The sequence below is a fragment of the Vibrio sp. A8-1 genome (assembly GCF_013048685.1).
Taxonomy (GTDB): domain Bacteria; phylum Pseudomonadota; class Gammaproteobacteria; order Enterobacterales; family Vibrionaceae; genus Vibrio; species Vibrio metschnikovii.
Genome location: NZ_VHTC01000007.1, coordinates 76,904 through 93,924 on the forward strand (window position 1 = coordinate 76,904; position 17,021 = coordinate 93,924).

The window sequence follows — 17,021 nt, forward strand, 5'->3', positions numbered from 1 at the left end:
GGGGCGCTTACTCATCCCCCCAGCTAAGCGTATTGTTCTCCAGCATTGGGTTAGCTCTGTGTCAAAACTGCGCTGCTCTGGTACTTTTATTCGCTCTTCTGGTTGTTTTTTCACGGCCTCACCGTTATATCAACACAAAGGCTTGCACACTTTCTATTTCCCCTCTCCACTTTGCAAGCCACACATGAGGATTATCTATGGCCGTTCATGTTGGCATTATTGACCAAGACCCCGTGCGTTTAGTCACCCCCCTACTCGACAATCGGACCATCAGTCGGCACATTGTGTTTATTGGTGACGACTCTCAGCGCAGTCTGTTTTCTCGCTTAAGTACCGTTCTGGATCGGCGTAAGATCACGTCAGAATTTTTTGAAATCCCTGCTGGCGCTGAGATAGCCAAAATAAAAGCCGCAATTCGACAACTGGCAGAAAAACTCAAAAATCGTAAAGAAGAGGTGAAATTGAATGCCAGCTGTGGCCTTCGTCATCGCTTACTGAGTGTGTATGAGGTATTTCGTACTCATCATTGGCCTATTTTTGTCGTTGAACCCAGCAGCGACAGACTTTGCTGGCTCTATCCAGAGGATGCTGGCGACACACAACTGCAAGATAACATCACCATTGCCGATTATCTGACTATCTTTGGCGCTCGGGGTGAGTTCAGTGAATACCATTTATCGCCTCAGCTCGATCTCAAACTCCACGCTCTAGGACAGCGTTGGGCAAGTCACGCACTGGAACTCGGTCCCGGTCTGGCTACGCTCAACTATCTGGCGACCACGTGCCGAAAAGAGCAACGTTTAGAGGTTGAATTATCAGAAAAGCAGCAAGGCTATCGAGAGTTAAATTTATTGCTCGATGATTTGGTTGACAGTGGAATTGCCACTTATCAACAAGGGATACTGAGCTTTGTCAATGAAGATGCACGCCGCTTTGCCAATGGCGAATGGTTAGAAACCTTAGTCCACAGTACAGTAAAACAGATCCAACACGATCTACCGACCATTCAAGACTGCTCTCTTAATGTACAAGTCTATCGTCAGCTTGGTGAGCGAGAGGTTCGTAATGAGCTGGACGTCGCCACCGTAGTCAACAACAAACTGCACATCATTGAATGCAAGACGAAAGGCATGCGCGACGATGGCGATGACACCCTCTATAAGCTTGAATCTTTGCGTGATTTACTTGGTGGCTTACAAGCGAGAGCAATGTTGGTGAGTTTTCGTCCACTCCGCCACAATGATATAACTCGAGCAGAGGATCTAGGCTTGGCCCTGATTGGACCCGATGAGTTAAAAGATCTGAAAACTCATCTTACTCATTGGTTTAAAGCAGCAGGAGGTGGAGAGGCGGTATAATCTTTACGACCAACAAGCGTGAGATTCCAGTGAACCATCAGGTTCATCAGCGCTCAGCAAGATAAGCATTCCTCGTTCAATAGCGCGTCATGAACGATTGAACGAGGAAAAGGATAGCTAATAGCTAGTGATCATCCTCGGTAAAGTTCGATGGCAACGTCATCTTCATTTGATTCCAAATCTGCGCACTAGCAATACCATAGTGGCGGATCACATGAGGCAATTGCTCAAAATTTTCGGTCTGACACACATCCAGCAACTGACGATAAAACGCAAGGGCCAGTTGACGAGCCTCAGGATTAGAAAAATAGTAGCTACCAACACGGTCATAGAGCTTCTTAACCCCATTAAAGATCAAGCCATAAATTTGGTTGCCCGAGTGGAAAGCTAAACGTTGAAAAAGCATGTAATCATAGAAGTTGAACGTTTTAGCGATCAGGGCATCTTGACGTTTTTCTTCATCTTTCTCACCATCTTCTTTGATATGCTGTTTGATTTTTTCGGCATAAGGTGAAGAAGCGATAAACGCATCCCAACTTTCAGCATTCAGCAGTGCTTCACTGCACTCAATCACATTACTGATGGTTCTTGCCGAGCTCTCTTGATTGTTTTTAAATGCGTAACGCATAAAGATTGGGCTGATATTAGTCCGTGCCGCTAACAGATCCTCAACGATACTGGTGGCATTTTCCGCATCCAATGTCATCAAGGTGTCTAATATATGCAAACCTGAAGTTTCCATAAATTGATTCACTTTGGTCGGCTTGCCATGTTGAATGGTTAACCATCCATCACGAGCCAGACGCTGTAATACTTCACGTAAAGTGGTTCGAGTAACGCCGATAAGTTCTGATAATTCACGTTCTGCGGGTAAAATTGACCCAGGAGCAAAGCGGCCATTCCAAATGCTTTCGATGATGTATTTTTCTGCAAAACCCGCTGGGCTTTTTGCCTTGATAACCATTAACTACTTATCCAGTGTCTGTTGATTTGCGTCGAATAGTACTCATCATACCACCAGTTGTCATTCAGCGGAAACAAACCCTCAGTAAAGTTATGTGAGCTTTTTGTTGGATTAATTACTCTATCTTTTGACAAGGTTTTATTAGTCTCGTCATATAACTACGATTTTTTCAATGTAACTTACCAAAAACAAAGCGTTAAAAGCCGTGCTACTATATTTACTCTCCAATCCTCATCCTCTACTCTTATCCGTCTCTATCCTCAACGACTGAGGAAGCCAGTAGCAGAGCTGCGGCTCATCTCATGTCATCAAGGTCGCTAACTAACTGAGAGAAATAACCATGCCGATGTCACTCGGAAGTGCCTTTATTAAAAACTTTTTAGGCAAAGCGCCTGATTGGTACAAAGTTGCCATTATTACCTTCCTTATTATCAATCCTATCGTCTTCTTTTTCATCGATCCTTTTGTTGCCGGATGGTTGTTAGTCGCGGAATTCATTTTCACTTTAGCTATGGCGCTGAAGTGTTATCCTCTCCAGCCCGGTGGATTACTGGCGATTGAAGCGATTGCGATAGGCATGACCAGTCCAGAACAGGTCAAACACGAGTTAGTCGCCAACATTGAAGTTCTACTTTTATTGATGTTTATGGTCGCAGGGATCTACTTTATGAAGAACTTGCTCCTGTTCATTTTCACCAAAATCTTACTCGGCATCCGCTCCAAAATACTGTTATCTGTCGCCTTTTGTCTAACTGCCGCATTCCTTTCCGCTTTCCTTGATGCGTTAACCGTCATCGCCGTGATCATCAGTGTCGCAGTCGGATTCTATGCCATTTATCATAAAGTGGCTTCTGGGCAGCCCATTCTCGCTACGCACGATCATACTCACGATGAGCAAATCTCTGAACTGACTCGTAATGACTTAGAAGACTATCGCGCTTTTCTACGCTCACTATTAATGCACGCAGGCGTCGGTACCGCTTTAGGGGGCGTGATGACCATGGTTGGTGAGCCGCAGAATCTTATCATTGCCGATCACGCGGGTTGGCTTTTTGGTGAATTTTTCATCCGTATGGCCCCCATTACTATTCCTGTGTTGCTTTGCGGTATTTTAACTTGTGTGGTGATAGAAAAATTTCAGATATTTGGTTATGGCGCTCCACTGCCTATCAATGTACGACAAATACTCATGGACTTTGATAGCCAAGCTCGCCGCAACCGAACAAAACAAGATATTGCCAAACTTTGGGTTCAGGCCTTGATTGCCGTTTGGCTGATTATTGGCTTAGCTTTACACCTTGCTGCGGTTGGTCTGATCGGTTTATCAGTGATCATTCTCGCCACCAGCTTTTCTGGCATCGTTGAAGAACATGCGATGGGTAAAGCTTTTGAAGAAGCGCTGCCCTTTACCGCGTTACTGGCGGTTTTTTTCTCGATTGTCGCCGTGATCATCGATCAACAACTGTTTACACCTATTATCGATGCGGTTCTGCATATTGATGATAAGGGCAGTCAACTGGCTCTGTTTTATGTTGCTAATGGCTTGCTATCGATGGTTTCTGACAACGTATTTGTCGGTACGGTCTACATTAGCGAGGTTCAAGCGGCGTTAACACACGGCATTATCTCAAGAGATCAATTCGATCTTCTTGCAGTGGCAATAAATACCGGGACCAACCTCCCCTCTGTAGCAACGCCTAATGGCCAAGCCGCTTTCTTATTTTTACTCACTTCAGCGCTAGCGCCATTAATTCGCTTGTCGTATGGGCGCATGGTGTTTATGGCGCTACCCTATACCATTGTCATGACCTTAGTGGGATTAGTCGGTGTGATCGTCTTCCTAGAACCGATGACTGGGTATTTTTATGATCTTGGCTGGATAACCCATCATAGCCTCAAAGCGGGAGCCATGCTCAGCAGCCATTAAAAATTGTATTGAATAAGAAACCAATCCAAGCTAAAAAGCTCTAATCGACGACGAAATAACTATTTCGTCGTCATGTTAATTTAGCAAGGACAGTCATGTGAACTTTATCTTTCAACTTCAACGCTTTTCCCGCTCTCGTCTATCATGGGCTTTACTGCTTGGCTTAGTGATTTTTTTTGAACTTTGCGCACTTTACTTCCAGCATGTCATGCTGCTTGCTCCCTGCGTGATGTGTGTTTATGAACGTATCGCTATGCTCGGCATTGTCGGTGCCGCAGGTATCGGCTTAATTAACCCCCAACGCGCTCTGTTGCGATGGCTTGGTTTTGCCGGTTGGGGTTACAGCGCTTATCAAGGCCTAAGCCTTTCACTCCAACATGTCGATTATCAACTGAACCCATCTCCATTTAATACTTGCGATCTGTTTGTTACTTTTCCGAGTTGGGCACCACTTAATCAATGGATGCCGTGGATGTTTGAAGCGTATGGCGATTGTAGCCAAATCTCTTGGCAATTATTCAATCTATCGATGCCGCAATGGTTGGTGGTAATTTTTGCAGGTAATTTACTCGCGCTGAGCGTGATGGTGGCCGTACAGTTTGTAAAACAGAAATGATAAAAATGCCCACCATGATGTGGTGGGCAAAATCAGCAGTGCAATTAATTACTTAAAAGAAGTATTTGAAACGAACGCGAACACCTACATCTTGATCATCGGCAGCGTTGTCAACTTTCGAGAAGTAAGAACCCAAGTAGATAGAGAAATCTTGTACATCCATTACGTTAGCAATTTCATAAGATGCCCAAGTCGTATTCATTTTCTCTTTGCTGCCAGTATCTGCTTGTGAATAGATATGGCCTAAACCAAAGCGCTTATACTGAATCACTGCACCAATGGAAGTATCTTTTTCAGTACCAGTGACATCAAAATCACGGTAGGCGTAACTCAAATCCAGACTAAAGTCTTGTACTGAGTAGTTAACCGTTGCACCATAACCAAGATAATCATTAGCCGCATCGGCTTTATCTGCCGTTAGGTTTGCTTCTAATGCTGCAGCAAAACGTAAGTTATCTGTAGCTTGGAAAGCGACCACAGGGCGAACAAAAACTGCGTTTTTGTCAGCGCCATCATTTTGCTTAAACAGCGAACCTAATTCAAAGTAGAGACTATCGATCGATTTTGCATAGCTCACTTGACCATAGTCACCACGGCCACGAGCGTCTTTCATACGGTAAGGTTCAATAACATCGCCAGCGGCATTAGTACGAGCAAAATCGAGCATCGTATCTTGGCCAACAGGGAACATATCAAAGCCTTCAAAGCGACCAATTTTTAATTCCCAATCGGCTTGACGACCAATAGCGAAGAAAGCATCATCCAGATCCACATCACCGCTGGATTTTAGTAGCGGCTGAACTTGAACTCTTAAATAGTGATCATTCGCGACTTCACGTTCTGCTGCGATCTGCACCAAAATACGGCCACTTTGACTAAAGTCTTGAGTACCTTGATTGCTTCTATCTTTATCGACGAAGTTAAGATCATACTCAACATCACCGCCAATAGTAAATAAACCCTGTTCATTTTCAACGCTGATCCCTGCATTCGCAGCCAGTGCAGCAGAGACCAAAACAGAAGCAAGCGAAAGTTTACCAAAGGTATTAAATTTCATTATTATCTCCATTGACCTTAAGGTCATTGTGTTGATTTTATTAGTTTAGTGCTGTCCTTAGCTTTACCCAGACCCCAAGTGTGCGATTAGGGGGTACATCGTTTTCATGTGGTTATCGTTTTGAAGTCCGAGGTCAGTGACCACTGTGCATGAGAATCCCTTCGTGCCGCTGACGAGCTGAGTGTACATTCACCAAATAGATAGAAACCATGAATCTGATCACAATGAAAACCGTTCCCAATTAATAAATTACGAATTATTTCCGTTTCGTCACGCTTATTAAATTAATTTGGATACGAAATTAATTACTGGCATGATTTTTAATGTTAATTTTTTTACTGAAAAAATTAATTAAACCCAAGAATGTTATTAGCTTGATAAAACATGTGGGCATAGGCATAGATAAAATGATGAATGGCGGAGACGAGAATGATATTACTTATGTGTGCATGATATCGTTAGAGGTTAAATAATAGATCCCTTCTCTCGGTCTGAAAATAATCTTGCTTTCGCCTTGACATGATTTAGCTTATCGTCAATCAAGCCTCACCATCATTGGGCCTGTTACGGTCGACTTGCCGAATTGGTCATGGCAAACCTTCCTCTAGCAGTCATAAAAATAGCGCGCCATGTCAATGCGAAAAACAAATATAAATATGCCAATGATCGAACCACTCTCATTATCCGTAAACGAGCTTAACTGACAGCGAATTAATCGTTTTAGCACTTTTCTTTGTTGACAAAATGAAAAACTGCAGTGAACTCGGTAGCTTTGTTGTGACGTAGAATGCCAAATGGCTACTTAGTTGTAACATACGTGTATAATGTGTTGCAGACTGCTTTGTTTTCTTTAGAATAATGTGCCGAAGCAAACTAGTTGATAGATAATCCCTCATCACTGACTTAGTTTTGACGTTTATTTATCCATTACATAAGACTCTATGGTTTCCTGGGAGGAAAAATGAAAACCAAAAGTAACATTAAAGTTACTTTGATATTGTTAGGGGTTGCGGTTTTAGGTCTTATTGGCGCTATCTTCAGCACTGATATGGTGTTGTTTGATCCCAAAGGACCGATTGGTGAAGCGCAAAAATCACTGATCATTACCTCCGTGCTACTCATGGCAATTATCATTATCCCGGTCTTGTTCATGGCGATTTACTTTCCTTACAAGTACCGTCATAGCAACACTAAGGCTGAGTACAAACCCAAGTGGGAACACTCAACGAAGATTGAAATCGTCGTTTGGGCGATTCCATGTTTGATTATTCTCGCGTTGGGCCGCATCACTTATCTTACTGCTTTTTCACTCGATCCGAGGCAAGCAATAGAGTCAGATAAGCCACCGTTGACTATTCAGGTCGTCGCGATGAACTGGAAATGGCTATTCATCTACCCAGAGAAAGGAATCGCCACCATCAACGAAATTTCATTTCCCGTTGATCGCCCAGTGCAATTTCTGGTGACTTCAGATACAACGATGAACTCTTTCTTTATCCCTCAATTAGGTAGTCAAATCTATGCGATGGCAGGGATGGAAAACCGTTTGAGTTTAATGGCTTCTGAAGAAGGTGTTTATCGTGGCATGTCAGCGAACTACAGTGGATTAGGTTTTTCCAATATGCATTTTAAAGCTCATGCCGTCACTGATGAGCAATTTGAGCAATGGGTTAACCAAGTAAAAAGTTCAGGCAACGTGCTTGATGACTATAGCTATCAAGCGCTAGTGGATAATTCCCACGAGCAGATTCGAACTCAGCACCCGATTACCTACTTCTCTACGGTTAATCCACTGCAATTTAAAGACATCATTGAGAAATATTCAGGAGTCCAAAATGGCTTATAAAGGCGATGTTCATGCCGAGCCGAATGCAGTCTTCGGTAAACTGAACTGGGACGTTATCCCGTATCATGACCCGGTTATTTTACCCGTCATGCTTGCGGTTGTTCTCGGCGGTTTAGCACTGCTCGGTTATATCACTTACGCAAAAAAATGGGCTTACTTATGGCACGAATGGTTTACCTCTGTCGACCATAAGAAGATAGGTCTGATGTACATCATCGTCGCAGGTGTGATGATGTTTCGTGGATTTGCTGATGCTGTCATGATGCGTTCGCATCAAGCGGCAGAGAGCGTCGGTCTTGGATACCTTCCACCAGAACATTATGACCAGGTCTTTACCGCTCACGGCGTGATCATGATTTTCTTTGTTGCGATGCCCTTTATCGTCGGCTTAATGAATATCATTGTTCCGCTACAAATCGGGGCTCGAGATGTCGCCTTCCCTTTCCTTAACTCTTTGAGTTTTTGGTTATTCGTGGCAGGGGCAATTCTTGTCAATATCTCATTGTTTGTCGGTGAGTTTGCGGCAACGGGTTGGTTGGCTTATCCTCCTCTTTCAGGGAATGAATATAACCCTTGGGTCGGGGTCGATTACTGGCTGTGGGCGCTGCAGATATCCGGGATAGGTACCTTGTTAACTGGGGTTAACTTCATCGCGACGATATTGCGCATGCGAGCGCCTGGAATGAAACTCATGCAGATGCCAGTATTTACTTGGACATCGCTCTGCGCCAACGCCTTAATTGTCGTGGCATTCCCGATTCTAACCGTCACTATTACCCTACTCACCCTTGACCGTTATATCGGTACTCACTTCTTTACGAGTGACATGGGTGGTAACCCAATGATGTACGTAAACTTGATTTGGGCTTGGGGTCACCCTGAAGTTTATATCTTGATTTTACCTGCATTTGGTATTTTCTCAGAAGTGGTGGCGACGTTCTCACGCAAACGTCTTTTCGGTTATACATCGTTAGTTCTTGCTACCGCAGTGATCATGCTGCTTTCTTTTGTGGTTTGGTTACACCATTTCTTCACCATGGGGGCGGGGGCGAGCGTCAATGCCTTCTTTGGTATTGCAACCATGATTATTTCCATTCCAACCGGGGTGAAAATATTCAACTGGCTATTTACCATGTACAAAGGACGGGTCGAGTTCTCAGCCAGTATGTGGTGGACTTTCTCCTTCCTTATCACCTTCACTATCGGTGGTATGACAGGGGTTATGCTGGCCGTTCCTGCGGCTAACTTTGTCCTACACAATAGCTTATTCGTTATCGCCCACTTCCATAACGTGATTATTGGTGGTGCGCTGTTCGGCTACTTTGCAGGTTTAACCTACTGGTTCCCGAAAGCAACCGGCTTTAAGCTCAACGAAAAATGGGGCAAGATCTCTTGTGTCCTATGGAGTGTCGGCTTCTTTGTTGCCTTTATGCCTGTCTATGTATTGGGCTTTAACGGCATGACTCGTCGCTTATCGAGCATAGAAAACCCAGAATGGGCACCGCTGTTGTGGATTGCTGCTGCGGGTGTTGGTCTCGTCGCTCTTGGCGTGGCTGCGCAAGTATGGCAAATCTTCATCAGTATCCGTGATCGCAAAGATAACTTAGATACCACAGGTGACCCATGGAATGGCCGCACTCTTGAGTGGGCGACCTCGTCACCACCACCATTCTATAACTTTGCGACATTGCCAAAAATTCACGATCGTGATGAGCATCACTACCGTAAAGAACATGGTATGGCATACGTGAAACCTGAGCGTTACAAACAGATCCATATGCCAAAAAATACTTGGGCTGGCGTCGTAATCAGTGCTTTCTCATTGGTATTTGGATTTGCTTTTGTTTGGCATATCTGGTGGATGGTGATTGTTGGCTTCGTTGGTATGATTGGTGCGTGGATTGCTTACAGCTTCGACCGCAACAAAGATTACTATGTTCCAGTATCGGAGGTTGAAGCGATTGAAACTCCGCATCTAGAGCGCGTTTATCAAGACCACCCGCATTTCAACTCTCAACCAGAGCTTTCTGGCTCTAAACAAACGGTATGAGGATTGAGGAGTAATAATGAGCACACATACTCAAACTAATGACTTACATGATGATCATGATCATCATGATACCGCCGGTGACGATCTCTTTGGCTTTTGGGTTTATATCCTAAGTGACTGTTTATTGTTCGGTACCCTGTTCGCTGTTTTTGCGGTTTTTTCTAACAGCTTTGCTGGAATGGTTGAACCAAGCGCTCTGTTTGACCTTTGGTTTGTTGCTGGCACAACGGCTTTACTATTGCTAAGTAGCTTAACCTTCGGTATGGCAATGCTAAAGCAAAATGCCCATGATATGAAAGGCATGGCGACTTGGCTAGGCATTACTTTCGCGCTAGGCTTTGGCTTCTTGATCATGGAGCTCTATGAGTTCCATCATCTTAGCCTCGCTGGGGCTACTTTTAGCACCAGTGCCTATTGGTCATCTTTCTACGCATTGGTGGCGACTCACGGTCTGCACGTCTTTGCTGGTTTAATTTGGATGATCGTCTTATTCTTCCATTTTAAACGTGATGGTTTCACCACAGCGAATAAGACCCGCTTAGCACTACTCAGCTTGTTCTGGCACTTCTTAGATATTATCTGGATCTGTGTATTCAGCGTAGTGTACTTAATGGGGGTAATGTAATGGAACACTCTTATGAACAGACCCATGGTGGTCAAGCGCATGGTAGCGTGAAAGAGTACTTACTGGGTTTCTTGTATTCAGTACTCCTGACGTTAATCCCATTTGCGATGGTGATGGCAGACATTGGCTCGCCAACCACCAAAGTTGTGGTCATTCTGATCTGTGCCGTGGCTCAGATCCTAGTACAACTTGTGTTCTTTCTACATATGAACACCTCATCAGAGCAAGCTTGGAATGTGATTACCGCCGTCTTTTCTGTGGTAATTGTCGCTATCGTCTTAGTCGGCTCTATGTGGATCATGCAGCATCTTAACCACAATATGCTGATGGGACACTAACTGGAAGTAATGATGTTCAAGCACTATTTACAACTTACTAAACCAGGCATCATCCGCGGCAACCTCGTTGCCGCGGCGGGTGGTTTCTTTCTGGCCTCACAAGGCCAGATTGACTGGCAACTTTTTATTGCTGTTTGCCTTGGCACCAGTTTGGTCGTAGCCTCTGGCTGTGTCTTTAATAACTATATTGACATAGACATAGATGCAAAAATGCAGCGTACACGTAACCGTGAACTGGTACAAAAAATCGTTCCCGTTTCACACGCGCTGATGCAAGCTTGCTTACTTGGGCTTGCTGGCTTTGCCATTTTGTATTTTTTCACCTCAAAACTTGCCTTTGGCTTCGGTGTACTGGGTTTTGTCGTTTATGTCGGCTTTTACAGCCTCTATTATAAACGCCATTCTGTGCATGGTACTTTAATTGGTGGTTTATCTGGTGCTTGTCCTCCTGTCATTGGTTACTTTGCCGTCACTCATCAACTTGATATTGGTGGCGCCATTTTATTTTTAACGTTCTGTATTTGGCAAATCCCCCACTCTTATGCGATTGCCATTTATCGATTTAATGATTATAAAGCGGCTAACATTCCTGTTCTTCCTATTCAAGAAGGTATCGCTAAGGCTCGCTACCATATCATTGGTTATATTATTGCCTTTGCTGTGGCATGTTGGGCACTCACTTACCATGGATATGCGGGAAGCTGGTTCGCTTTAGGTATGGGATTGATTAGCCTTTATTGGTTATATATCGCCAAGGTTGGCTTTCAAAAGATGCCGACCGAGCAGTGGGGCAAACAATTAATGTTGTTATCTATTGCTTGTATCATGCTGTTCTGCTTATTGATTTCAGTTGATTTCGCTCATGTAGCAGTACATAACGATATTCAAGCGGCACTGCCAACGTTCAGTTTAGAAGGCCTATCGTCATGAGTTCAAAAGCGATTAAATACACCTTAATAACTGGGGCGATTTTGATCGCCATTGTTATTAGTTTGTATGTTAAATATTCAACCGTCCCCATCGGGGAGCGACCAGTACAACCCAATCAAATCGGTGGTAACTTTAGTCTTCATACCGCACTGGGTGACATTAATTTGGATGATTATCAAGGGAAAGTAGTGGTACTTTACTTTGGTTATCTGAGCTGTGCCGAGGTCTGTCCGGCGTCAATGGGCGTCATGTCGGCGGCTTTTCGCATGCTACCTGCCGAAGTCGGTGATGAGGTACAAGGCTTGTTTATCAGTGTCGACCCCTCGCGCGATGATCTGACATCACTGCATCAATTTGCGCAGCATTTTGATCCCAGAATTAAAGGCGCAACTGGCACTGCAGAAGACATTAATAAAATCACAAACCAATATGGTGTCTATTATGACATGGTTAATATGCAAAATTCCGCATTGAGCTACACCGTTGATCATGTCTCCCGATTCTTTGTTATCGCCCCTAATGGACAGTTTGTTACGTCGATGAGCTACAGTACAACACCGACAGAACTGGCTGCCCGTATCGAACGCACACTACAACGCTACCAAGAAACTAAACAAGGTTAATCATGAATCGTATTGTCCAACTCTTTATTGGCGTCATTTTGCTACTCGTATTAGCAACCATCGTTCGTCATTTCACGGCTGAAAGCGATGCCGCCTCTAGTCATCATCATGCTCATCATTCTTTACAAGATGAACAACTGATTGCTATCGGTAAAGGCTTATCGATTGCAGAGCCTAAAGCGAAAGCCACCATTCCAGGAACCAAAGTCAGTGCCGGATACCTCTCATTGGTCAACCAGTCTGACTCTGATATTGTTTTCATCGCTGCACGTAGCGATGCCGCAACACATACTGAGTTACATCATATGGTGATGGAAAATAGCCGTATGTCGATGCGTCAAGTCGAGAGCATCACGGTGCCAGCTCATGGTCAGTTTGATCTTACTCCAGGTGGCTATCATATTATGTTTATGGATATTGCAACGCCCTTCGTCGCTGGGCAAACTGTTGTTGTCGAATTGATCGATGATGCGCAAAATGTTTATCCTGTTGAGCTACCGGTACTGGATATGAGTAACAACCACACTCACGCCCATTAATCACCTCGGGAGAAAAAAGTGCTTACCTCCGCGAAAAAACTGTCTTTGATTGCACTCACCAGTACCATCTCTTGCAGTGTCATGGCTGAGTCTCCGACAAGACCCACAACCTCAATGGATATTATTGCCGAGCAGCAAGCACTGCCCTGCGAGAGCATGCTCACTGAATTTTCGGCAGAAGTACTGAAACTCAATCCACACCGCATGCTAGAGCAGATAACCCCTATTAGCCATGATCAGTTGTTTCATGCCTTCACGGTCACCGATTATCGAGACAGAGCGAGCCATATCACTTTTCATGCCGTAGAAAATGCCGCGGGCCAATGTCAGGCAACGGCGATCGAAAGTTACTTGTTACAAACCAATTGTGCTGACGCAAGGCACGAAGCGTTCAGTAAGTGGACATTTCAAGGTAAACTGAATCAAGAAACTATGGTTCTTACTAGCGATCGTATCGCTGGTAAACAAGCTTTTCTGACCGATCAAACCCCCGCAGTTTGCTTAGTTACAACTCGCTATCAAGTGATAAAACCAGCTAGCCAATAACCTACGCGTTTAATGATGAAAAAAGGCCCTGTTGAACACAGGGCCTTTTTATGTATAGATTAATTTTAAAGGCTACTCTCGGTTAGAGGAAGGCGCTAGTACTTCGCGATTACCATTATGGCCTGGTGCACTGACAATACCTTGCGCCTCAAGCTGCTCAACGATTCTTGCCGCACGATTGTAGCCAATTTTAAACCGACGTTGGACACCAGAGACCGAACCTCGGCGAGTTTCTACAACATGTTCAACGACTTGATCGAATAGCGGGTCCATTTCCTCATCATCGTCCATTTTCTCACCTGGCAGCAGCGACTCTGGCCCTTGATCACCAGCGATAATATCACTGATATAGTTAGGCTTACCGCGAGCTTTCCAGTTATTGACCACCGCATGGACATCATCATCAGACGCAAACGCTCCATGAACGCGAATAGTATGGCTCGACCCCGGAGGGAGATAGAGCATATCCCCCATTCCCAGTAATGACTCTGCGCCACTCTGATCAAGAATAGTTCGAGAATCCGTTTTGGTTGATACGGTAAACGCCACGCGAGTTGGAATATTTGCTTTAATTAAGCCGGTGATCACATCCACTGAAGGGCGTTGAGTAGCAAGAATAAGGTGTATACCCGCCGCTCGGGCTTTTTGCGCCAAGCGCGCGATCAACTCTTCTACTTTTTTACCAACCACCATCATTAAGTCTGCAAACTCATCGACGACGACAACAATATAGGGCAGCTTTTCCAAACGCGGGGGAGCGGTATCCATGCTATCCCCTTCTTTCCAAAGTGGATCGTGAATCGGATGCCCAGCCTCCGCTGCCATTTTGAGTTTATCGTTAAACCCTTTGATGTTACGCACGCCCAATACTGACATTAATTTATAACGACGCTCCATTTCGCCGACACACCAACGCAATGCATTGGACGCATCTTTCATATCGGTGACAACCTCAGACAATAAATGTGGGATGCCTTCATATACCGATAATTCGAGCATTTTAGGATCAATCATGATAAATCGCACATCTTCTGGCGTCGATTTGTAAAGCATACTGAGGATCATCACGTTAACCCCAACCGATTTACCGGAACCTGTGGTTCCTGCCACTAACACGTGTGGCATCTTTGATAAATCGACAACCACGGCTTCACCAGCAATATCTTGCCCAAGAACCATGGTCGTTGGTGACTTCGCCTCTTTAAATTGCGCACTACTGACGACATCCGACAAGTACACCGTTTGTCGACTCATATTCGGTAGCTCTAAGCCAACATAAGGCTTACCAGGAATAACTTCCACGACTCGTACCGCCATCGCCGATAAGGAGCGAGCTAAATCCATCGATAAACTCGATATTCGACTGACCTTGACTCCAGGCGCTAAATCCAATTCAAAACGCGTAATCACCGGCCCAGGAAAAATCCCCACCACTTGAGCTTGAATTTTATAATCAGCCAATTTTGATTCTACTAAACGGGCAATTTCTTCTAACGCTACGCGATCTATGAAGTTTTCACGTTTCTCAGGATGATACAGTAGCTCTAAAGTGGGCATTGGCTCAGCAGGTTTGGGCAAATTGACATTTTGCTGCATCAAAAATGGATTTTGGGTCGCCGCCATATTGGCTTGCGCATCAGACACCATGCTTTGAAATGCCTGAACATCAGCGTCCAATGGCAATGACTCATCTTCAATACTCTCATCGTCGTCATCACTCATCTCAATATTCTGCTCATGATCAGCAGTCAGTCTCGGATCCGATGATGGCGAGTGGCTTAATGTGGGCGACGATGACTCGTCTTCAACAACATCTAAGCGAGATATCGCAGGTTGAGTCATGGGATCGTCCCATTCCGTTTCCTCTAACGTTTGAGGATTAAATACAGGTTCATCATCCACGTTCGCTTCGCTCAGCGTCACCGATCCTATAGATTCGACTGGCTGAACAGGATTTTCTTGAACAGAGGGAGTGAAATCCTGTTCTTCAGCAAAGTCGTCGTATTGACGAGCTTGCTGTTCTAACTCTTCTATCGTCGCATTAAGCGAGACTTTCCGCTCCGGTTTCTCTGTATTTTGGTTATCCGGAATATGAATATTGAAGCGTCGCGGTGCTTGCTCTGTTGTTGTTGACTGGCGTTCAACAATCTTATTATTCGTCTCCAAAATACGCTCAGAGATCGAATTGACGGATGAGGTATTGTCAGGCGCGACATCGGGAGACATCGGCTCAAGATCAATACTCTGTGGCTGGATAAGCTCGTCTTTGTCACCACGGACACGGTTAATCAACCACTGACCGCCTCGGATACCGTTACTGCCGAGCCACTCGACAATCGTTAACCAAGAGATTCCGGTTAATAACGTTAGCCCCGCTCCCCATAAAAAGAGCAGCACTAAGGTCGTACCAAGTAAGTTCAGGGTCGGTAATGCTAAGCTAGTGAGAACATCACCAATCACCCCACCGGACGAAAAATACCAAATATCATCAAAATTGATATCAGCTAACCCACAACTGGTGAGGATCAAAATAACTAAGCCGAGTAAACGGGTCCCCCACAGCATCAAATCAATGCTTTCTTGCTCCTCACGGCGGCGTAACGTTATCCATGCCGTGACAGTAAAAATAATCGGCAATAGATAAGCCAGCGAGCCAAAAACAAAAAAGAGTGTGTCAGCAACCCAAGCGCCGACGATACCACCAGCATTTTGAATGTCAGAACCCCACGCGGTTTGTGACCAAGAAGGATCCGCTGGGTGAAAGGTCAGTAAAGCTACCGCCAGTAACACGGAGCAGAGAACCGCCAAGATAAGCCCACACTCTTTTAAACGCTGCTTGCCATTTAAACGTGAGGGAGGCAACTGCTCAGAGGTTTTGATGATCGTTTCAACTTTATTGTTACTGTGTTTGAACATATACCAACTTGACTATGATAATGGCCAGTATAAAAAATACTATAACCCATATTGGAGAGGAGAAAACAGTCTGAGCGGCGATGGCCGCTCAGACTGTTGGTAGATTTAACCATATCACGGTTAAAAACCCAATGTATCAACGTCAGAATGCGGTAAGAAGTCTCTTATTCACATCATCAAGCTTAACGAGTTTTTATCACCAGTTGATTGGTTTGTTTCACTTCTTCCATGACCACGTAGGTGCGCGTATCGTTAACGCCAGGTAACCGCAACAAGGTATCACCCAATAGTTTACGGTAGGCTCCCATATCGGATACTCGTGTTTTCAATAAATAATCGAAATCCCCAGAAACGAGATGACACTCTTGGATGTCATCGAGTTTTTGCACAGCAACATTAAATTGCTCAAAAACATCTGGTGCCCCCCGATTAAGGGTAATCTCCACAAACACGAGCAGTGAGGCATCAAGATACTGGGGATTTAACAGGGCAGTATACCCAGTAATGTATCCTTGACGCTCAAGTCGTCTTACCCGCTCCAAACAAGGGGTTGGCGAGAGACCAACCCGTTTGGATAATTCTACATTCGAAATACGACCATCTTTTTGCAACTCATTTAAGATATTGCGATCAATACGGTCAAGATCCTTGGAGGGCCTTTTATAGTTGTCTGCCATTTTTTATTC

15 protein-coding genes are annotated in these 17,021 nt (G+C 44.6%); 11 read left to right on the forward strand and 4 right to left on the reverse strand.

Annotated features, from left to right (window positions below; translation table 11 throughout):
• Window positions 1–197 precede the first annotated feature (197 nt).
• Complete coding sequence (locus tag FKN93_RS05645) at window positions 198–1,358, forward strand: DUF1887 family protein (protein ID WP_170904660.1); 1,161 nt, start codon at window positions 198–200, stop codon at window positions 1,356–1,358.
• Between the two features lie 124 nt (window positions 1,359–1,482).
• Here the strand turns inward: FKN93_RS05645 and fadR are convergent, their stop codons facing one another.
• A complete protein-coding gene (gene fadR / locus FKN93_RS05650) occupies window positions 1,483–2,322 on the reverse strand; it encodes a fatty acid metabolism transcriptional regulator FadR (protein ID WP_154168618.1) in 840 nt (279 codons plus the stop codon).
• Window positions 2,323–2,662: 340 nt separating this feature from the next.
• Between fadR and nhaB the strand changes: the two genes are divergently transcribed.
• Window positions 2,663–4,249, forward strand: a complete 1,587-nt coding sequence (gene nhaB, locus FKN93_RS05655; protein ID WP_158144075.1) for a Na(+)/H(+) antiporter NhaB — start codon at window positions 2,663–2,665, stop codon at window positions 4,247–4,249.
• A gap of 97 nt (window positions 4,250–4,346) precedes the next feature.
• Window positions 4,347–4,865, forward strand: a complete 519-nt coding sequence (gene dsbB / locus FKN93_RS05660; RefSeq protein ID WP_158138161.1) for a disulfide bond formation protein DsbB — start codon at window positions 4,347–4,349, stop codon at window positions 4,863–4,865.
• A gap of 52 nt (window positions 4,866–4,917) precedes the next feature.
• Here the strand turns inward: dsbB and FKN93_RS05665 are convergent, their stop codons facing one another.
• Window positions 4,918–5,922: a carbohydrate porin gene (locus FKN93_RS05665; protein WP_170904661.1), complete on the reverse strand. Its 1,005-nt coding sequence runs from the start codon at window positions 5,920–5,922 to the stop codon at window positions 4,918–4,920.
• Between the two features lie 961 nt (window positions 5,923–6,883).
• Here FKN93_RS05665 and cyoA point away from each other — a divergent pair.
• Genes cyoA through FKN93_RS05705 form a run of 8 tightly spaced genes read left to right on the forward strand, consistent with a single transcriptional unit; the run spans window position 6,884 to window position 13,419 of the window.
• The gene (cyoA, locus tag FKN93_RS05670) at window positions 6,884–7,768 is read left to right on the forward strand and encodes a ubiquinol oxidase subunit II (RefSeq protein ID WP_158144077.1); all 885 of its coding nucleotides are present in this window, start codon (window positions 6,884–6,886) and stop codon (window positions 7,766–7,768) included.
• On the forward strand, window positions 7,758–9,818 hold the full coding sequence (gene cyoB / locus FKN93_RS05675; RefSeq protein WP_170904662.1) for a cytochrome o ubiquinol oxidase subunit I: 2,061 nt from the start codon (window positions 7,758–7,760) through the stop codon (window positions 9,816–9,818). Before cyoA ends, cyoB begins: the two co-directional genes overlap by 11 nt.
• 16 nt (window positions 9,819–9,834) lie before the next feature.
• Window positions 9,835–10,443, forward strand: coding sequence for a cytochrome o ubiquinol oxidase subunit III (gene cyoC, locus FKN93_RS05680; RefSeq protein ID WP_158138158.1), 609 nt, complete (start codon window positions 9,835–9,837; stop codon window positions 10,441–10,443).
• Complete coding sequence (gene cyoD / locus FKN93_RS05685) at window positions 10,443–10,781, forward strand: cytochrome o ubiquinol oxidase subunit IV (protein ID WP_004395624.1); 339 nt, start codon at window positions 10,443–10,445, stop codon at window positions 10,779–10,781. The genes cyoC and cyoD overlap by 1 nt, the downstream gene beginning before the upstream one ends.
• A gap of 12 nt (window positions 10,782–10,793) precedes the next feature.
• On the forward strand, window positions 10,794–11,711 hold the full coding sequence (cyoE, locus tag FKN93_RS05690) for a heme o synthase (protein WP_004395625.1): 918 nt from the start codon (window positions 10,794–10,796) through the stop codon (window positions 11,709–11,711).
• Window positions 11,708–12,334, forward strand: a complete 627-nt coding sequence (locus FKN93_RS05695; RefSeq protein WP_004395626.1) for an SCO family protein — start codon at window positions 11,708–11,710, stop codon at window positions 12,332–12,334. The genes cyoE and FKN93_RS05695 overlap by 4 nt, the downstream gene beginning before the upstream one ends.
• Window positions 12,335–12,336: 2 nt before the next feature.
• Entirely contained in the window at window positions 12,337–12,873 is a 537-nt protein-coding gene (locus FKN93_RS05700) for a copper chaperone PCu(A)C (RefSeq protein ID WP_004395627.1), read from the forward strand.
• An 18-nt stretch (window positions 12,874–12,891) separates the two neighbouring features.
• On the forward strand, window positions 12,892–13,419 hold the full coding sequence (locus tag FKN93_RS05705) for a hypothetical protein (protein WP_346009387.1): 528 nt from the start codon (window positions 12,892–12,894) through the stop codon (window positions 13,417–13,419).
• A 72-nt stretch (window positions 13,420–13,491) separates the two neighbouring features.
• On the opposite strand, the gene FKN93_RS05710 is transcribed toward FKN93_RS05705, so the two are convergent.
• Entirely contained in the window at window positions 13,492–16,335 is a 2,844-nt protein-coding gene (locus FKN93_RS05710; protein WP_170904663.1) for a DNA translocase FtsK 4TM domain-containing protein, read from the reverse strand.
• A gap of 182 nt (window positions 16,336–16,517) precedes the next feature.
• Window positions 16,518–17,012 (reverse strand): leucine-responsive transcriptional regulator Lrp, encoded by a 495-nt coding sequence (lrp, locus tag FKN93_RS05715; RefSeq protein ID WP_115152709.1) that lies wholly within the window; start codon window positions 17,010–17,012, stop codon window positions 16,518–16,520.
• Window positions 17,013–17,021 lie beyond the last annotated feature (9 nt).

What these genes read in the sequence shown, in the direction of transcription:
- cyoE (WP_004395625.1), top strand. Translation starts at nt 10,794, where the DNA reads ATGTTCAAGCACTATTTACAACTTACTAAACCAGGCATCATCCGCGGC.
- fadR (WP_154168618.1), bottom strand. Translation starts at nt 2,322, where the DNA reads ATGGTTATCAAGGCAAAAAGCCCAGCGGGTTTTGCAGAAAAATACATC.
- cyoB (WP_170904662.1), top strand. Translation starts at nt 7,758, where the DNA reads ATGGCTTATAAAGGCGATGTTCATGCCGAGCCGAATGCAGTCTTCGGT.
- FKN93_RS05700 (WP_004395627.1), top strand. Translation starts at nt 12,337, where the DNA reads ATGAATCGTATTGTCCAACTCTTTATTGGCGTCATTTTGCTACTCGTA.
- FKN93_RS05645 (WP_170904660.1), top strand. Translation starts at nt 198, where the DNA reads ATGGCCGTTCATGTTGGCATTATTGACCAAGACCCCGTGCGTTTAGTC.
- FKN93_RS05695 (WP_004395626.1), top strand. Translation starts at nt 11,708, where the DNA reads ATGAGTTCAAAAGCGATTAAATACACCTTAATAACTGGGGCGATTTTG.
- cyoC (WP_158138158.1), top strand. Translation starts at nt 9,835, where the DNA reads ATGAGCACACATACTCAAACTAATGACTTACATGATGATCATGATCAT.
- FKN93_RS05665 (WP_170904661.1), bottom strand. Translation starts at nt 5,922, where the DNA reads ATGAAATTTAATACCTTTGGTAAACTTTCGCTTGCTTCTGTTTTGGTC.
- lrp (WP_115152709.1), bottom strand. Translation starts at nt 17,012, where the DNA reads ATGGCAGACAACTATAAAAGGCCCTCCAAGGATCTTGACCGTATTGAT.
- cyoA (WP_158144077.1), top strand. Translation starts at nt 6,884, where the DNA reads ATGAAAACCAAAAGTAACATTAAAGTTACTTTGATATTGTTAGGGGTT.
- nhaB (WP_158144075.1), top strand. Translation starts at nt 2,663, where the DNA reads ATGCCGATGTCACTCGGAAGTGCCTTTATTAAAAACTTTTTAGGCAAA.
- FKN93_RS05710 (WP_170904663.1), bottom strand. Translation starts at nt 16,335, where the DNA reads ATGTTCAAACACAGTAACAATAAAGTTGAAACGATCATCAAAACCTCT.
- cyoD (WP_004395624.1), top strand. Translation starts at nt 10,443, where the DNA reads ATGGAACACTCTTATGAACAGACCCATGGTGGTCAAGCGCATGGTAGC.